Raw genomic sequence first — 17486 nt, forward strand, 5'->3', positions numbered from 1 at the left:
CATCGCTCCTTGAACTTCGACACGCCGCCCCGCCTCAGTGTGGAAGCTGGTCAGCAAGGCAAGGTGGTTCGGCTCTCGGGCCAGTGGACCGCGCTTGCGCTCGCGCGCGACCGGGCCAAGAGCGGTGTGACGCGGCGGCTGCGCGCGGTCGGGCGCGAAGCCATCAGCCAATGGGATCTGCTGTCGGTCGAGCGGCTCGATCACGTCGGCGGACAAGCGCTCTGGCGCGTGTGGGGCCGCCGCATGCCGGCGACCATTGCGCTGTCGGACACGCAACGCGAAATCTTCGAACGCGTCGCGCTGCTCGACGCCGAACGCGAAGAGCCCGAAGTCGTCACGCGCACCAACCCGGTCACGCGGCTCGGGGAACTGATCTTCGGCTTCTTCGACCATCTGCAAGGCGGCCTGTCGATGTTCGGCGGCTTCGTCCTCGATCTCTTCGGGCTCGTGCGGCGGCCGAGGCGCATTCCCTGGGTCGAAATCTCCGCGAACATCTACAGCGCCGGCGCGCAGGCGCTCGCCATCACCGCGCTGGTGGCGTTCCTGATCGGCATCGTGCTCAGTTATCTGTCGGCGCAGCAGTTGCGCGTGTTCGGCGCGAATCAGTACATCGTGAATATTCTCGGGCTCTCGGTGATCCGCGAACTCGGGCCGGTGCTCTCCGCGATTCTCGTCGCCGGACGCTCGGGTTCGGCCATCACCGCGCAGATCGGCGTCATGCGCGTGACGGAAGAACTCGATGCCATGCAGGTCATGGGCATCCCGCACGGTCTGCGGCTCGTCTTGCCGCGCGTGATCGCGCTCGGCATCGCCATGCCGCTGCTCGTCATGTGGACCAACATCATCGCGCTGACGGGCGGCGCAGTCGCGGCAAAGCTCGTGTTGTCCATCGACATCTCGTTCTTCATCCGCTCGCTGCCTTCGGTCGTGCCTATCGCCAATTTGTGGATCGGACTCGGCAAAGGCGTGGTGTTCGGCATGCTGATCGCGCTTGCCGCGTGTCACTTCGGCTTTCGCATCAAGGCGAATTCGCAGAGTCTCGGCGAAGGCACGACGACTTCCGTGGTCAGTTCCATCACCATCGTGATTCTCGCGGATGCCGTCTTCGCCATCCTGTTTCAGAACGTGGGGCTATAGGCGCATATGTCGACGACCCTCGCCACTGCCGTTCGTCATCAGCCGCCGCCCGTCATTGCCGAGCCGGTGATCGAAGTGCGCGACGTCACTAAGCGCTATGGCCGAACGGTGATTCACGAGCATCTGAATCTGAATGTGCGGCGCGGCGAGATCGTCGCGTTGCTGGGCGGCTCGGGTTCGGGCAAGACCACGCTCGTGCGGCAGATTCTCGGCCTCGAATCGCCGACTTCGGGCAGTATCCGCGTGCTCGGCGAGGAATGGGCGCACATGGACGACGAAACCGCGAAAATGATGCGCACGCGTTCCGGCATGATGTTTCAGCAAGGCGCGCTGTTCTCGTCGCTTTCCGTGTACGACAACATCGCGCAGCCGTTTCGCGAACTCGGCAAGATTCCCGAAGACCTGATCCGCGAATTCGTCATGCTCAAGCTCGAAATGGTCGGGCTGTCGTGCAAGCACGCGAGCAAGATGCCGTCGGCGTTATCGGGCGGAATGGTGAAGCGCGTGGGCATCGCGCGGGCCATTGCGCTGGAACCGGAACTGCTGTTTCTCGACGAACCCACCGCCGGTCTCGATCCGAAGGCCTCCGATGAATTCGTCGATCTCATCGCGACCCTGCATCGCGCGCTCGGGCTGACTGTCGTGCTCGTCACACACGATCTCGATACCATGGTCGCGCTGTCCACCCGTGTCGCCGTGCTGGCGGACCGGCGCGTACTGGTCGCGGCGCCCGTGGAAGAAGCGTGCGCGGTGGATCATCCGTTCATCCGCGAATATTTTCTGGGGCGGCGGGGCCGGCGCGCATTGCAGGCGCTGCCGCCCGAACGCCGCGCAAAGCTGCCCGCCGCCGCGCTGGAGGACGCGACCATCAGCGTCAACAAATGAGCACCTCCCGCCAACGACGCGAAGGCCACCGCACGCGCGAGCCAGCAAGCAAAGGAACATGACGATGGAAAACAAATCACATGCGTTCTGGACCGGACTGTTCACCATCGTTCTCGTGCTCGCCATTGCGTTCGCGGTGTTCTTCTTCAACGTGGACCGCACGGTGCGCGTGCCTTACGACCTCATCGCCCGCACCAACGTGACCGGGCTTTTTACGGACGCCTCCGTGCGTTATCGCGGTCTCGGCGTCGGCAAGGTGCAGTCCATTCGCTTCGATAAAGCGCATCCGGGGCAGATCCGCATTCGCATTCTCGTCGACCAGAACGCGCCGATGACGCATTCCACCTTCGCCACGCTCGGCTTTCAGGGCGTGACGGGCATCGCGTTCGTGCAGCTCGACGACACGGGGAAAGACCCGAGCGCGTTGCCATCGTCGGCGCAGAACGTGGCCGAAGTGCCGATGCGTCCCGGTCTCTTCGAACAATTGCAGGAGCGCGGCGACGTCATCCTCAAGCGCTTCGAACGCCTCTCCGAAGATGCCGACAAGTTCCTCTCCGACGATGTGCGCGTCCAGTTGCTCGACACGACGAAGAGCCTGAAAAATGCCGCCGACGGCATTGCGACACTTACCAATCAGGTGTCGCCCGCGACCGAGCATTTGCCCCAGACGCTCAAGCAACTCGACCGCACGCTGGCATCGACCAATACGCTGATTCAAAACCTGAATCGGCCCGACGGCCCGTTCGTCACCAATCTGAACAAGGCAGGCAACGCGGCCGACCAGGCGGCTGCGGCGCTCACCGACATGAACGAGTCGCTGCGCAACGTGACGGCGCGCGTGGGCTTCGAAGCGTTGCCGCGCCTTTACTCGTTCACCGACGACGTCGGCAGCGCCGCGCGTTCCGTCGACCGCGCCGCCGATGCATTCAGCACCAATCCGCGCAGCGTGTTGTTCGGCGCGCCGCAGAAGTCGCCGGGGCCGGGCGAACCGGGTTTCGCGTGGCCCGCAAGCCCGACGCCGACGGCGCATTGACGTGATTCGAAGGAACGCTATGCACAACGACCACCGCAACATGACGATGACCGCCGCGCTCGCGCTCGCCTGCATGACGATGCTCGCGGCGTGCGCGTCCACGCCATCGGCGATGCCGAACGTGCGCTACGACCTGGGCGTTGCGCCCGCCATCGACCAGAGTGCGAACAGCACGTCGGCTACCCCGCCGGCCACCACGCCGCCGGTCAAGGTGCTGGCCGTGAGCGCGCCGCGCAATCTCGAAACGGACGACTTCATCTACCGGCTCAGTTATGTCGATGCACAACGCACCGGCAACTATTCGAACAGTCATTGGACGATGCCGCCCGCGCAACTCCTGACGCAACGTCTGCGCGACAGCTTGTCGGCGCGCGGTCCGGTTCTTACGGGCGCCGATCCGGTGCGCGCGGCCTTGCTCGAAGTCGAACTCACGCGCTTCGAGCAAGTCTTCGATGCGCCCGAGCGCAGCCACGGACTGGTCGCGGTGCGCGCGACGCTCACGCAGCAAGGACGCGTCGTCGCACAACGCAGCTTCAGCACCGAAGCGAGCGCGCCCACCGGCGACGCGGCGGGCGGCGCACGCGCGCTCGCCGCCGCGTCCGACGAGATGATTTCGCAACTCAGCGCGTGGCTCGACAAGCAGCCGCTCACCGCCGCCGCACAATGAGGCATTCGCGCGGCTCATGACGATCAAGCAATGGCAGCGCCGCCCGTCGGCGTTTTCCCGGCAGGCGCTCGCCGCTTACGCGACGCTCGTGGTCTATGCGTCGCTGTATCCGTTTTCGGGCTGGCGCACGCTCGGCATCGGGCCGTTTGCTTTCATCGCGGATCCCTTGCCGCAGTATCTGACCGCGTTTGATGTCATCACCAACGTGCTCGGCTACATGCCGCTCGGCGCGTTGATCGTGCTGGCGCTTTATCCGCGCTTCAGGGGATCGGTGGCGGTGTGTCTCGCGCTCTTCGGCGGCGCGCTTCTGTCGGGCGCGATGGAAGCCATCCAGACTTACTTGCCGACGCGCGTCGCCTCCAATCTCGATCTCGCCGCCAATGCGTTCGGCGCGCTTGTCGGCGGCGTGCTGATCGCGCCCGCGACGAGTGCGCTGCTCGATCGCGGCTGGCTCAGGCGCATCCGCTTCACCTGGTTCGAGCGGCACGCGGCGTATGTGATCGGATTGACGGCGCTGTGGCCGTTCGCCGGCATGTTCCCCGCGCCTTATCTGTTCGGCGGTGGCGACCTGCCGCGCGCGCTTTGGGACGGGCTCGATCCCGCGATGCAGGACGCGATCCTCGCCTGGGCGCCCGCCTCGTGGGACCTCGAAACCTGGTCGGACCGGCTCGGCGCGCTCCTGCCCGACGACGCATGGGAAGCGATCATCACGTCGTGCAATCTGTATGCGGCGCTCGTACTTGCAACCTTGCTCACGCGCGAGCGCGCGCCCCGCATCCGGCTAATGCTCGGCCTGATCGTCGCGACGTTGTTCGCCAAGGCGGCCGCGACGTTTCTGCAATCGCGCGCGGGACTTTTTTACGACTGGGCAACGGACGGCGCGCTCGAAGGCATCGCGATCGGCGCGCCGGCGGCCGTGCTGTCGGTTGCATTGCCACGCTCGTTGCGCGCCGTGCTTGCCGGCGCGGCGCTCGTCGCGGGGCTTGCGCTCGTCAATCTGCTGCCGCTGAATCCGTACTTCGACATCGTGCTGGCCGACTGGCGGCAAGGGCGCTATCTGCACTTCAACGGCCTTCTGCACTGGCTCGCGTGGGTGTGGCCTTACGCGGCGCTCGGCTGGCTCGCGTCGGCGGCGGAGCGCGCATGGCTCGCGCGGCGGCGGGCGCGGGCCGGGTAGGCATGAACATCGCTCGCTATAATCGATCCGAACACACTCGAGGCCCCACGCCATGGACTCTTTCTACAAGTACCACGTGTTCTTCTGCCTCAATCAGCGCGATGCCGACGCCGCGCGCCCGAGCTGCGCCAATTGCAACGCGCAGCAAATGCAGGAACACGCGAAGAAGCGCGTGAAGAAACTCGGCCTCGCGGGCGAGGGCAACGTGCGCATCAACAAGGCTGGCTGTCTCGACCGATGCGAACTTGGACCCGTGCTCGTCGTGTATCCGGAAGGCACGTGGTACACGTATATCGACGAAACCGACATCGACGAGATCGTCGATTCGCATCTTGCGAACGGCAAGATCGTTGAGCGCCTCCTGATCGATCAACCCGCGTGACCGCTTGGTGACCCAGACTCAGTAACCCGATGAACGCGCAAACCGAAAAATTCCTGATCGACGGTCCAGTGGGCAAGATCGAAGTCGCGCTCGACCGGACCGATGCCGCCGATAAAGCGCAGCGCGGAATCGCGCTCGTCGCGCATCCGCATCCGCTCTTCGGCGGCACGATGGACAACAAGGTCGCGCAGACGCTCGCGCGTACCTTCGTGCAACTCGGCTACACGACGTATCGCTCGAACTTTCGGGGCGTCGGCCAGACGGCGGGCGAGCACGACAACGGTATCGGCGAACAGGACGACTTGCTCGCGCTCATCGACCACATGCGCGCGCAGCCGGGCCAGGAAGACGTGCCGCTCGTGCTCGCGGGCTTTTCGTTCGGCACCTTCGTGCTGTCGCATGTCGCGAAGCGGCTCGTCGAAAGCGGCAAGAGTATCGAGCGCATGGTCTTTGCGGGCACCGCTGCGAGCCGCTGGGAAGTCGCGCCCGTGCCCGAAAGCACGCTCGTGATCCACGGCGAAGTGGACGAGACCGTGCCCATTTCCTCCGTCTACGACTGGGCGCGCCCGCAGGAATTGCCGGTTGTCGTGATACCGGGCGGCGAGCATTTCTTCCATCGCAAGCTGCATGTTTTGAAACGCATCATCGTCGATGCCTGGCGCTGAAAGAGCGTTTCAATCTCGTCGTCGTCGAGCGTTTCGCCGCGCGAATCGGCGCTCGAATGGCTATCGGCGTATTTCCTCGAATTGCGGCGCGGCAAACGTGAAAACACGCGTCTTGTCCGTAGATTCATCGGAAACCGCACCCTCGGCGCGCGTATAATGACGCAGAATTTTTTGCTGCGAGCGTGAGCAAACGTCCTGCCGAATGGCCTTTCATGTTGCGTGACGCAGCGAAGACCCGGCGCCCGAGCGCGCAAGCTTTCATGCGGGCTCACGCGATATTCGAAGACCTGCGTTTCGTACCCATGTTGCCCGGGCGTCGGAACGCTCACGGTTTTCTCCGCGTGCGCGGCGATAGACTTCGATGGCGCGTCCGTCTGTCGAGCAAGCGCGAGTTCGCGTGACCAGTCGAAGACCATTGGCTGGCAACACGAGCGACTAGCGCGACCGGTATCGACGGTCCACCTGTTCAACCCGCGTTTCGCCAACGCCGATCACACCCGGCGAAACGCCGATGCTTCTTCTTCCGACCGATCCTATGCGCTTTTTCCCTTCCGGCTTGTCTGTTTCTCCCCTTTCAGCAGTCGAGCGTCGCACGTTGCAAGCCGCTATCGTGATGCCCGCCGTGCTCGCCGCCGCGAGCGCCTTTGCACAAGTCCCGCCGCCGGACGTCACCGCGCATTCGTGGGTGCTCGTCGACGCCACCAGCAATCAAGTGCTCGCATCGGGCAATCCGGATGAGCGTGTGGAACCGGCATCGCTCACCAAGCTGATGACCGCATACCTCGTCTTCGACGCGTTGAAGTCGAAGAAGATCAACATGGACCAGACGGTGATGCCGACCGAGGCCGTGCGCCGCGTGAAGACGGACGAGTCGCGCATGTTCATCGAGGCGAACAAGCCGGTAACCGTGCATGACCTGGTCTACGGCATGATCATCCAGTCGGGCAACGACGCGGCCATCGCGCTTGCCGAACTCGTCGGCGGCAGCGAAGGCAACTTCGTCACGCTAATGAACGCCGGCGCCAAGCGCATTGGCATGAAGCACACCAATTTCGCCGATGTAAACGGCATGCCCGACCCGCAGCACTACACGACGGCGGGCGACCTGGCGGTGCTGTCCACGCGCCTCATCCGCGACTTCCCCGAGTACTACAGCATCTTCTCGGTACGCGACTTCACGTACAACAAGATCAAGCAGCCGAATCGCAATCGTCTTCTGTGGCTCGATCCTTCCGTCGACGGTCTCAAGACCGGTCACACCAAGGCGGCGGGATATTGCCTGATCGCGACGGCCAAGCGTCCGCTCGTCGGCACGCCCGACGCGAGCCGCCGTCTGGTCGCCGTGATGATGGGCGAGCCGAAGGAATCCGCGCGCGTGCAAGACAGCCTGAAGATGCTGAACTACGGTTACACGGCCTATGACGCGGTGCGTCTCTTCAAGGCGAATCAGGTGATCGAATCGCCGCGCGTGTATAAGGGCGCGTCCGACAACGTGCAGGCGGGCGTCGAGACGGATCAGTACATTACCGTGCCTAAGGGTCTCGGCGAAAAGGTCAAGCCCACGGTCACGCGTAACGATTTGCTGATCGCGCCGATCAAGAAGGGCCAGCAGATCGGCACCGTGAAGATGGTCGCGGACGGCAAGGACGTCGCGCAGTTCCCGCTGGTCGCGCTGCAGGACGTGCCAGAAGCCGGCATCTTCGGCCGCTTGTGGGATTCGGCTTTGTTGATGTGGCAAAAGCGTAAGTAAGGAGCAGGTTCGATGAGCATCGCCGAAGACTTCGACCCGACGGTCTATCTGAACGGAGAGTGGGGCCCGCTTTCCGAAGCGCGCATTCCGGTGCTGGACCGGGGCTTCATTTTCGGCGATGGCATCTACGAAGTCGTGCCGCTCTACGCGCAGGCAAACGGCGAGCGTCTGCCGTTTCGCCTGACTCAGCATCTCGCGCGACTCGAACGCAGTCTCGGCAAGATCAGCATCGCCAATCCTTTCGACGATGCCGGCTGGCGCGCGTTGATCGTCCGTGCGATCGAAGCGAACGCCGGCGCCGGCGATGCGCTCGTCTACATCCAGGTCACGCGCGGCGTGGCGAAGCGGCGCGGCCACGCCTTTCCGGCGGGCATCACGCCGACCGTGTTCGTCATGGTCGGACAACTCGTGTTTCCGAGCGTCGAGGCGCGGGCTCGCGGCGCGGCCGCCGTCACCGCCGAAGACAAGCGCTGGCTGCATTGCGATATCAAATCGACCTCGCTTCTCGGCAATGTGCTCATGGCGCAGCACGCCGCCGAACACGACGCGCTGGAAACCATCCAGTTGCGCGACGGCTTGCTAACCGAAGGTTCGTCCTCAAATGTCTGGGTAGTAAAAGGCGGCACGCTCCTCGGCGCGCCGCGTGGGCCGCGCATTCTGGAAGGCATCCGTTATAGCCTCATCGAAGAGTTGGCGAAGGAAGCGGGCATCGTGTTCGAGGAACGCGACATCACCGAAGCCGAACTGCGCGCGGCCGATGAACTCATGATCAGTTCGGCGACCAAAGAGGTCATGCCGATTACGACGCTCGACGGTCAGCGCGTTGGCGACGGCCGGCCCGGCGCGGTCTATGCTGCGTTGTATGGCGCTTATCAGCGAGCCAAGACGCGCGAGTTCGGCCTGTGAGCGAACCGCGCCATGCGAAGGAGAAAGCCATGTCCGAATCCAAACCTCAAACCGCCGCAAACCCCGACATCGACGCGTTGTTCAACTTTCCGTGCGACTTTCCGATCAAGGTGATGGGCAAGACGCATCCGGAGTTTCAGGACGCGATCGTCAACGTACTGCGTGAATACGACAACGAGTTTCACGACGGGCGCGTCGAAGCGCGGCCTTCGTCGGGCGGCAATTACACCGGCCTGACTTGCACCGTGCGCGCGCAGAACCGCGCGCATCTGGACGACATCTATCGCGCGCTTACCGGCCATCCCATGGTCAAGGTAGTGCTTTGAGCGTGCTTTCGGGTGCGTCGCAGACTGCGGGCGTGCGTTCGTAGAGCTGCCGGAACTGCTCGGCTTCGTCGAAAATCCAATTGCGAAATGCCTGCACGCGCGCGGTTTGCATCGCCGCGGGCGGGCAGACGAAGAAATAGGTCCACGGGCTCGGACCATCCACGTTGAATAAACGCACAAGCCTTCCCGCGATGATTTCCTGCATCGCCAGCGACCTTCGCACCAGCGCGACTCCTTGACAGTCGATCGCCGCCTGCAGCAGATTCGACGAATCCTCATACAGAACGCCGCGCTTCGGTTCCGGCGTTTCCGTCAGGCCGGCTGCGTCGAACCACGGGCGCCACAACTCGTCGTTCGAACGGAGCAACGGCAGGTTCGCCAGATCGGCCGGCGTGCGCGGCAGATTGCCGCCGTTGAAGCGCGGCGAACACGCGGGGAAGAACACTTCGTCGAGCAACTCTTCTGTATGCAGACCGGCGTATTTGCCGTAGCCGAAGCGAATCGCGAGGTCCACGTCGTCGCGATTGAAGTCGATGAGCGCGTTCGTCGAGTGCAGTTCCAGATCCACTTCCGGATGCTTCTCGATGAATTTGCCCACGCGCGGCGTCAGCCAGCGCGCCGAGAACGACGAAAGCATCGACACGATCAAGCGGCGGTCCCGGTCGCCGGAACGAATTCGTCGTGTGGATTCGGCCAGCGAAAGGAGCGAGGCCCGCACTTCGACGGCGTACTGGCGGCCGCGATCGGTCAGGCGCACGCGCTTGCCGTCGCGCGCGAAAAGCGGCACGCCCAGTTCGGCTTCGAGTGCGCGAATCTGATGACTCACCGCACCGTGCGTCACGAAAAGCTCGTCGGCGGCGCGCGAAAAACTCTCATGACGCGCGGCGGCTTCGAACGCTCGAAGCGCATTCAGAGCGGGCAACTGGCGCAAATCTGTATGGATAGTCTGAGGGTCGGTTGTCAATTTGGCTCACATAGCAGTGAAAATTGATCGTTTGGTTCAACGCCTTGCCACGCCTAGGATTGTAGTCATCGAAACGTTCCTTTGGCGGAGTGGATCATGCGAGAAATATCAACAAGCGTCATGTTCGAAATCAAGCCGGGCGAAACGGTGCCGATGCGCATCGTGCGTGGCACGCGGCTTTCGGTGCAAGGCAGCACGGTCTGGGCGACGCGCAGCAACGACACCGAAGACTATTGGCTCGTGCCCGGCGACCAACTCAAGTTGCGCGAACGCGAACGCCTATGGCTTTCGGTGGACGGCGACCGCCCCGCGCAAGTCGTCTTCACCATTGTGCCGCGCTGCGACGAGCGCGCGATCCACTGGGTATCGACGAGCATCGAGCGTCTCGCGCAGCGGTTGCGTTCGGGCTGGCGCACGGTCTGAAGCGCGGTCCGGCGCATTATCTTCGGGTTCAGCGTCGGCGGGCATCGAGCGATTTCGGTAAACTATCGGAATCATGTCCGCCATTTCCACCGCTTTCGCGCCGGAACGCTCCACTCCCGCCGAACCGTCCAGCGTCTTCCGCTTCGGCGACCATCCGGTCACTTTGCGCTGGCGCGGCTTAGAGCCTTATCAGGAAAGCTTCGACGCGATGCGCGCCTTCACCGACGCACGCACGCCCGAGACGCAAGACGAAATCTGGCTCGTCGAGCATCCGCGCGTGTTCACGCTCGGACTTGCCGGCAACCCGGCGCATCTGCTTTTAGCCGACAGCGGCATTCCGCTCATCAAGGTGGATCGCGGCGGACAAATCACCTATCACGGGCCCGGTCAGATCGTGGCCTATCTGCTGCTCGATCTGCGGCGTCGCAAGCTGATGGTGCGTGAACTGGTGCGCCGGATCGAAGAGGCCGTGATCGAAACCCTTGCATCGTATAATCTTGTCACGGATCGTAAGGTCGGCGCGCCTGGCATTTATGTCGCGAAGCCTTCCGCGCGGCACACGGAACTGGGCGCCAACGCCGGTTCGCACGCGCCGCACGAAGGCGCGAAGATCGCCGCGCTGGGACTCAAGATTCGCAACGGCTGCAGTTATCACGGCGTGAGTCTCAATGTGAGGATGGACCTGCAGCCCTTCCTCGCGATCAACCCGTGTGGCTACGCGGGACTCGAAACGGTCGACATGGCGACGCTCGGCGTCGAAGCCGACTGGCGCGACGTAGCCGCGACGCTCGCCGAACGGCTGGCGCATCAGATCGACGGCGTTCCTGCTGCCGACGCACAATTGCACGACGGCGCCGCCGTCCAAGCAGACTCAAACGGATCAAGCGAATGACTGACGCAACCGCAAATCTTGCTGGATCGACCGACGGCAACACCGCCGTTCCGCCCGCCGCTTACGACGCCACCGCGAAGCAGAAGGCGCAGGCGAAAACCGCGCGCATCCCGATCAAGATCATCCCGATCGAAAAGCTCAAGAAGCCGGAATGGATTCGCGTACGCACGGCCACCGGCAGTTCGCGTTTCAACGAGATCAAGCAGATTCTGCGCGAACACAATCTGCATACGGTTTGCGAAGAAGCGAGCTGCCCGAATATCGGCGAGTGCTTCGGCAAGGGCACGGCCACGTTCATGATCATGGGCGACAAATGCACGCGCCGTTGCCCGTTCTGCGACGTGGGCCACGGCCGTCCAGACCCGCTCGATGCGGAAGAGCCGTTGAATCTCGCGCGCACCATCGGCGCGCTGAAGCTGAAGTACGTGGTGATCACGAGCGTGGATCGCGACGATCTGCGTGACGGCGGCGCGGCGCACTTCGTCGAGTGTATTCGGCAGGTGCGCGAGCATTCGCCGGAAACGCGCATCGAAATCTTGACGCCGGACTTCCGTGGCCGGCTGGATCGCGCGATCGGCATTTTGACCGCCGCGCCTCCCGACGTGATGAACCACAATCTGGAAACCGTGCCGCGTCTCTACAAGGAAGCGCGTCCGGGCTCGGATTATCATCATTCGCTCAAGCTCTTGAAGGACTTCAAGGCGCTGCATCCGGAAGTCGCGACCAAGTCCGGGCTGATGGTCGGCCTTGGCGAAACCGAGGAAGAAATTCTTCAGGTGATGCGCGATTTGCGCGCGCACGACGTCGACATGCTGACCATCGGCCAGTATCTGCAACCGTCGGAGCATCATCTGCCGGTGCGGGCTTACGTGCATCCGGACACGTTCAAGATGTACGAGGAAGAAGCGTACAAGATGGGCTTCACGCACGCGGCAGTCGGCGCGATGGTCCGTTCGAGCTATCACGCAGATTTGCAGGCGCATGGCGCTGGCGTGGTTTAAAGCTGCTTACTGCCTTTCCTGCATTTCGCACGAAGAAGAAAACCCACGGAGACCGTGGGTTTTTTTTGGCCGACAGCGCGCAGATGGCGTGAACTTCGCCCACACGAAGACGTCGTGACAGACGGCAACGAATAATCCGAACTCCCGGACAAGCATTTTCCGGATTTCCGGAAAGCTGGATTGGCAGTCGCCAAGGTCCTAAAAATATTCAGCCAAATCAGCAGGTTACGCAGCAAAAAGTCTGGCATTGCCCTTGCAATAGAAGAGTTACGGCCCGCGAAGCCGTCTATAAAAGTCAAGGAGACAAGCTGATGAATCCCTTCGCATCCATCCGTTCCTGAATCCGTCGACGTAGCGGCTCTCGCTCGAACGACGCGTTTCCGATGCTCGTCGCCAACACAATCGACACGCATCAAGCGTCAAAGCCCGCCGCTGGCTCTTTTTTCGCCAACTGCCTGACCTTTGCCTGGAACTATCGTGAAGAAACCTTTCTATAAAGTCCTGTACGTGCAGGTGCTCTTGGCCATCGCCATCGGTATCGCGCTCGGGCATTTCTATCCCGCTCTCGCCACCGACATGAAGCCGCTCGGCGATGGCTTCATCAAACTCATCAAGATGGTGATCGGGCCGATCATCTTCTGTACCGTCGTGACCGGTATTGCCGGCATGGAGGACATGAAGAAGGTCGGACGCGTCGGCGGCAAGGCGCTGCTGTATTTCGAAGTCGTCTCGACCTTCGCGCTCGTCCTCGGCCTCATCGCCACGCACGTGCTCAAGCCCGGCGTCGGCTTCAACGTCGATCCCGCGACGCTCGACCACAAGGCCGTCGAGTCGTTCGCGACCAAGGCGCACGGCCAGAGCACGGTCGATTTCTTCCTGCATATCATCCCCGACACGCTGATCTCCGCGTTCGCGCAAGGTGAAATCCTGCAGATTCTATTGATCGCGCTCCTGTTCGGCTCGGTGCTCGCGCATCTCGGCGAACGCGGCCGCGTGGTGACGAGCTTCATCGAAGGGCTGTCGAGCGTGCTGTTCGGCATGGTCGGCATCATCACGAAACTCGCGCCCATCGGTGCGTTCGGCGCGATGGCGTTCACCATCGGCAAGTACGGGATCGGCTCGCTGCTGCCCATGCTCAAGCTGATCGGCACGTTCTATCTGACGTCGATCGTCTTCGTGCTCGTGGTGCTCGGCACCATCGCGCGGATGGTGGGCTTCTCGATCCTGCGCTTCGTCGCTTACATCAAGGAAGAGATGCTGATCGTGCTCGGCACGAGTTCGTCCGAAGCCGCGTTGCCGCAACTGATGCTCAAGCTCGAAAAGCTCGGCTGCTCGCGCTCGGTCGTGGGTCTCGTCGTGCCGACGGGCTACTCGTTCAATCTCGACGGCACCAACATCTACATGACGATGGCGGTGCTGTTTATCGCGCAGGCAACCAACACGGACTTAAGCTGGGGCCAGCAGTTGACGCTGCTCGCGGTGACCATGCTCACGTCCAAAGGCGCAAGCGGCGTGACCGGCGCGGGCTTCATCACGCTGGCGGCAACCCTTGCAGTCGTGCCGACCATTCCGCTCGCGGGCATGGTGCTAATTCTCGGCATCGACCGCTTCATGAGCGAATGCCGCGCGCTGACGAATATCGTCGGCAACGGCGTGGCGACGGTGGTGGTGTCGGCGTGGGAGAACGAGCTCGATCGCAACAAGCTGCGCGACGCGCTCAAGCACGGCGCGGCCGAGCACGAACCCGAAACCGTCGCTTAAAGCCGCGGAAAGCAGGCAGCCATGCACGCGGCGAAGCATCAGCCAACCGGCGCTTCGCCGCGGCCTTACATCGAAGGCGCGTATGCCACAATGGCAGATACTCATTTGCGGGAATCTGCTCACGTGTCGCGCCGCATCCTCGTGTTCTTCGCGCTCGCCGCTCTGCTTGCGGCGTGTTGCGCGCTCACCTGGCAGATCGCGTGGCGGCGGGGTATCGACGAGCTTCGGCTCAATGCCGCGGTGCGCGTGGATCGCACCACGAACACGCTCAAAAGCACGCTCGACCGCTACGAATATCTGCCGTATCTGCTGTCGCGCCATCCGCTCGTGCAGAACGTGCTCGACACGCCCGACCGCAACAACGTCGATCGCGCGAACCAGTATCTCGAAGATCTCAACCAGCGCGCGCACGCCACCGCGACTTATCTGATCCGCAAGGACGGCTTCTGCGTCGCCGCCAGCAACTGGCGCGGACCGGACAGTTTTGTCGGCGTCGAATATCTTTTCAGACCTTATTTCGTCGATGCCGCGAAGGGCGGCGTCGGACGCTTTTTCGGGCTCGGCACCGTTTCGCTGGAACCGGGCTATTACATCTCGCAGCCGGTGTTCAAGGAAGGCACGCGCGAACTGATCGGCGTGGCGGTCGTGAAGCTCAATCTCGAATGGCTGCAAGGCGCGGATGCCACGGAGCCGCTACTCGTCACCGACGACCACGGCGTGATCTTTCTTTCCTCGGTGCCTTCGTGGAAATATCACACCGTGAGGCCGTTGCCGCAAAGCGTCGAGGCGTCCGTCTATCAGACGCGCCAGTACGCGCAACAACCCATCACGCCCTTGCCGATGACCATCGCAAAGACGCTCGAAGGCGGCGCGCAGATCGTGCGCGTCGGCGGCGGGCGCAATGCGCCGAGCTTTCTGGCGACGCGGCGTTCTATCGGCGAACCCGACTGGCAGTTGATCACGATGGCGCCGCTCGATCCGGTCGAGAGCGCCGCGCAAAACGCGGTGGTCGTGACGGCCCTCGTATTCGTGTCGCTGTGTCTGCTGGCGTTTTACTGGCGCATGCGGCGCGCGCGCGTGCGCGAGATGATCCGCAGCCGCGAGATGCTGCAGACCGCGTATGCCGAACTGAATCAACGCGTCGCGGAACGCACAGCGGATCTGTCGGAGGCCAACGAGCAACTGACGAAGGAAGTCAACGAACGCACGCGCGCCGAACAGGACCTGCGCGCGGCGCACGACGAACTCATCCAGGCAAGCAAGCTCGCCGCGCTCGGGCAAATGGCGGCCGGCATCACGCATGAATTGAATCAGCCGCTTGCGGCTCTGCGCAGCTTTTCGGACAACACGCGCGTGTTGATCGAGCGCGGCGATCAGGCGGCGGCGCGCGAGAATCTCGAAGCGATTGCGTCGCTCACCGAGCGCATGGGCAAGATCACGAATCAGCTCAAGCTCTTCGTCGCGAAGGCGCGGCCGAAGAACGCGCGCACTGACGTCGCACGCGCGCTGCACAACACGCTCGCCATGCTGCGGCCGCGCATGAAGAACGTCGCGCTCGATATCGCGCCGGAGATCGAAGGCGAATGCGCGTCGGTCTTCGTGCGTTGCGAGGACTTGCGGCTGGAGCAAGTGCTCATCAACCTGATCGGCAACGCGCTCGATGCCGTCGCGTCATGCGATGCCCCGCGCATCGTCATGGAACTCGACGCGCGTGAAACCGTGGTCGAGATCGTGGTGCGCGACAACGGCCCCGGCATTCCCGCCGACGTGCTCCCGCGCCTTTTCGAGCCATTCTTCACGACGAAGGAAACGGGTCACGGGCTCGGTTTGGGACTCGCGATTTCGTCGGCGATCGCGCGAGATTATGGCGGTACGCTGATCGCGCGCAATCGCGTGGCGCCAATCGTCGCGGCCGGTCCCGAAGGCGGCACGCAAGCCGACGCCGACGGTTCCTACGGCGCCGAATTCGTACTGACGTTGCGCCGCGCCTGAAGGCCGGCGTGCATGAGGCAACACAAGGGGCAAGACCATGAGCACCGGTTCGCAGGTGATCTATATCGAAGACGACGAACTCGTGCGGCGCGCGAGCGTGCAGAGCCTGCAGCTCGCGGGCTTCGACGTGATCGGCCACGGCAGCGTCGAAGCGGCGGCGCGCGCCATCGACGCGAGTTATACGGGCGTGATCGTGAGCGATATCCGTTTGCCGGGCGCGAGCGGTCTCGACCTGCTCGCGCAATGCCGCGAGCGCGCGCCCGAAGTGCCGGTGATACTCGTCACCGGTCACGGCGACATTTCGATGGCCGTGCAGGCCATGCGCGACGGCGCGTACGACTTCATCGAGAAGCCGTTTGCCTCCGAGCGGCTGATCGAAGCGGTACGCCGCGCGCTGGAGCGACGCACGCTGGTGCTCGAGAACCAGGCGCTGCGGCGCGAACTGGCGGGGCAGAGCCGCATCATCGGGCGCAGTCCGGCTATCGAACAGGTGCGGCGGCTGATCGCCAACGTGGCGCCGACGGATGCGTCCGTGCTCATCAACGGCGATACCGGCGCGGGCAAGGAACTGATCGCGCGCAGTCTGCACGATCTTTCGGCGCGCCGCGACAAGCCGTTCATCGCGGTGAATTGCGGCGCGTTGCCGGAGCAGATGTTCGAATCGGAGATGTTCGGCTACGAGGCCGGCGCGTTCACCGGCGCGCAGAAACGGCGCATCGGCAGGCTGGAGGCGGCATCGGGCGGCACGCTGTTCCTCGATGAAATCGAGAGCATGCCGCTCTCGCTTCAAGTGAAACTGCTGCGAGTGCTGCAGGATGGCGTGCTAGAGCGGCTCGGCTCGAATCAGCCGGTACGCGCGAATCTGCGCGTGGTGGCCGCCGCGAAAGGCGACATGAACGAACACGTCGCGGACGGCACGTTTCGCCGCGACTTGCTGTACCGGCTCAACGTCGTAACCATTTCACTGCCGCCGCTCAACGAGCGTCGCGAGGACATCGTGCCGCTTTTCGAACACTTTTTGCTCGATGCCGCCGTGCGCTACGAACGGCCTGCGCCGCTCATCACGGACCGTCAGCGCGCCGAACTCATGCAGCGCGAATGGCCTGGCAACGTGCGCGAACTGCGCAATGCGGCGGATCGCATGGTGCTCGGTGTCATCGACGATACGGGAGCCGCGCTCGATACGTCCACGCAGCCGCTCAAGGAACGCACGGAGCAATTCGAACGCGCGGTGATTGCACAGACGCTGGAGCAGTGCGGCGGGGCGGTGGCGGTGGCGGCTGATCGCCTGCAGCTAGGCAAGGCGACGCTCTACGAGAAGATCAAGCGATACGGGATTGCGGTGAAGGGGGATGCTGAGCGGTAGGGTGCTGGCGCGTATTGGCTGGCCGGTTCGGGCTGGCCTTTAAGCCGGGCGAAAGTGGAACGGCGGATGAACGGTTCAACGCCCGTTCCTTGAATCGCTTTTTGCGCCGCGTTATTACCTAGATCCACCGTTGAGCGCTGCTAGCCAATCCTGAGCGCC

Annotated in this window: 17 protein-coding genes; 16 read left to right on the forward strand and 1 reads right to left on the reverse strand. The window is 63.2% G+C overall.

The window, feature by feature from the left end; translation table 11 throughout:
* Positions 1-9: 9 nt before the first annotated feature.
* The 10 genes from NCR98_RS01055 (at position 10) to NCR98_RS01100 (ending at position 8928) form a co-directional block, all read left to right on the forward strand.
* Entirely contained in the window at positions 10-1137 is a 1128-nt protein-coding gene (locus NCR98_RS01055) for an MlaE family ABC transporter permease (RefSeq protein WP_244826845.1), read from the forward strand.
* 6 nt (positions 1138-1143) lie between these two features.
* Positions 1144-2022 carry an ABC transporter ATP-binding protein gene (locus tag NCR98_RS01060; RefSeq protein WP_250525313.1) on the forward strand — a complete coding sequence of 293 codons (879 nt, stop codon included), beginning with the start codon at positions 1144-1146 and terminating at the stop codon, positions 2020-2022.
* A gap of 64 nt (positions 2023-2086) precedes the next feature.
* Positions 2087-3055, forward strand: a complete 969-nt coding sequence (locus NCR98_RS01065) for an MlaD family protein (RefSeq protein WP_244826847.1) — start codon at positions 2087-2089, stop codon at positions 3053-3055.
* A 19-nt stretch (positions 3056-3074) separates the two neighbouring features.
* The gene (locus NCR98_RS01070; protein WP_250525314.1) at positions 3075-3722 is read left to right on the forward strand and encodes an ABC-type transport auxiliary lipoprotein family protein; all 648 of its coding nucleotides are present in this window, start codon (positions 3075-3077) and stop codon (positions 3720-3722) included.
* Between the two features lie 16 nt (positions 3723-3738).
* On the forward strand, positions 3739-4899 hold the full coding sequence (locus tag NCR98_RS01075; RefSeq protein ID WP_250525315.1) for a VanZ family protein: 1161 nt from the start codon (positions 3739-3741) through the stop codon (positions 4897-4899).
* A gap of 52 nt (positions 4900-4951) precedes the next feature.
* A complete protein-coding gene (locus NCR98_RS01080) occupies positions 4952-5281 on the forward strand; it encodes a (2Fe-2S) ferredoxin domain-containing protein (protein WP_244826850.1) in 330 nt (109 codons plus the stop codon).
* A gap of 29 nt (positions 5282-5310) precedes the next feature.
* Positions 5311-5946 (forward strand): alpha/beta hydrolase, encoded by a 636-nt coding sequence (locus NCR98_RS01085; protein ID WP_250525316.1) that lies wholly within the window; start codon positions 5311-5313, stop codon positions 5944-5946.
* 535 nt (positions 5947-6481) lie between these two features.
* Positions 6482-7696 carry a D-alanyl-D-alanine carboxypeptidase family protein gene (locus NCR98_RS01090; protein WP_370652117.1) on the forward strand — a complete coding sequence of 405 codons (1215 nt, stop codon included), beginning with the start codon at positions 6482-6484 and terminating at the stop codon, positions 7694-7696.
* A 12-nt stretch (positions 7697-7708) separates the two neighbouring features.
* On the forward strand, positions 7709-8602 hold the full coding sequence (locus NCR98_RS01095) for a D-amino acid aminotransferase (RefSeq protein ID WP_250525317.1): 894 nt from the start codon (positions 7709-7711) through the stop codon (positions 8600-8602).
* A gap of 29 nt (positions 8603-8631) precedes the next feature.
* Positions 8632-8928 carry a DUF493 family protein gene (locus tag NCR98_RS01100; protein WP_244826853.1) on the forward strand — a complete coding sequence of 99 codons (297 nt, stop codon included), beginning with the start codon at positions 8632-8634 and terminating at the stop codon, positions 8926-8928.
* On the opposite strand, the gene NCR98_RS01105 is transcribed toward NCR98_RS01100, so the two are convergent.
* Positions 8912-9892 (reverse strand): transcriptional regulator GcvA, encoded by a 981-nt coding sequence (locus NCR98_RS01105; protein ID WP_250491710.1) that lies wholly within the window; start codon positions 9890-9892, stop codon positions 8912-8914. The genes NCR98_RS01100 and NCR98_RS01105 overlap by 17 nt on opposite strands.
* 96 nt (positions 9893-9988) lie before the next feature.
* On the opposite strand from NCR98_RS01105, the gene NCR98_RS01110 reads away from it, so the two are divergent.
* The 6 genes from NCR98_RS01110 (at position 9989) to NCR98_RS01135 (ending at position 17327) form a co-directional block, all read left to right on the forward strand.
* Positions 9989-10315: a DUF2917 domain-containing protein gene (locus tag NCR98_RS01110; RefSeq protein WP_244826854.1), complete on the forward strand. Its 327-nt coding sequence runs from the start codon at positions 9989-9991 to the stop codon at positions 10313-10315.
* Between the two features lie 73 nt (positions 10316-10388).
* Positions 10389-11207, forward strand: coding sequence for a lipoyl(octanoyl) transferase LipB (lipB, locus tag NCR98_RS01115; protein ID WP_284503739.1), 819 nt, complete (start codon positions 10389-10391; stop codon positions 11205-11207).
* Positions 11204-12208: a lipoyl synthase gene (gene lipA / locus NCR98_RS01120; RefSeq protein ID WP_244826855.1), complete on the forward strand. Its 1005-nt coding sequence runs from the start codon at positions 11204-11206 to the stop codon at positions 12206-12208. Before lipB ends, lipA begins: the two co-directional genes overlap by 4 nt.
* A gap of 477 nt (positions 12209-12685) precedes the next feature.
* On the forward strand, positions 12686-13969 hold the full coding sequence (locus NCR98_RS01125; RefSeq protein WP_244826856.1) for a dicarboxylate/amino acid:cation symporter: 1284 nt from the start codon (positions 12686-12688) through the stop codon (positions 13967-13969).
* A gap of 21 nt (positions 13970-13990) precedes the next feature.
* The gene (locus NCR98_RS01130) at positions 13991-15961 is read left to right on the forward strand and encodes a sensor histidine kinase (RefSeq protein ID WP_244826857.1); all 1971 of its coding nucleotides are present in this window, start codon (positions 13991-13993) and stop codon (positions 15959-15961) included.
* 37 nt (positions 15962-15998) lie between these two features.
* A complete protein-coding gene (locus tag NCR98_RS01135) occupies positions 15999-17327 on the forward strand; it encodes a sigma-54-dependent transcriptional regulator (protein WP_244826858.1) in 1329 nt (442 codons plus the stop codon).
* Positions 17328-17486: the final 159 nt, after the last annotated feature.

The sequence above is a fragment of the Caballeronia sp. GAWG2-1 genome (assembly GCF_023631405.1).
Classification (GTDB): Bacteria; Pseudomonadota; Gammaproteobacteria; order Burkholderiales; family Burkholderiaceae; genus Caballeronia.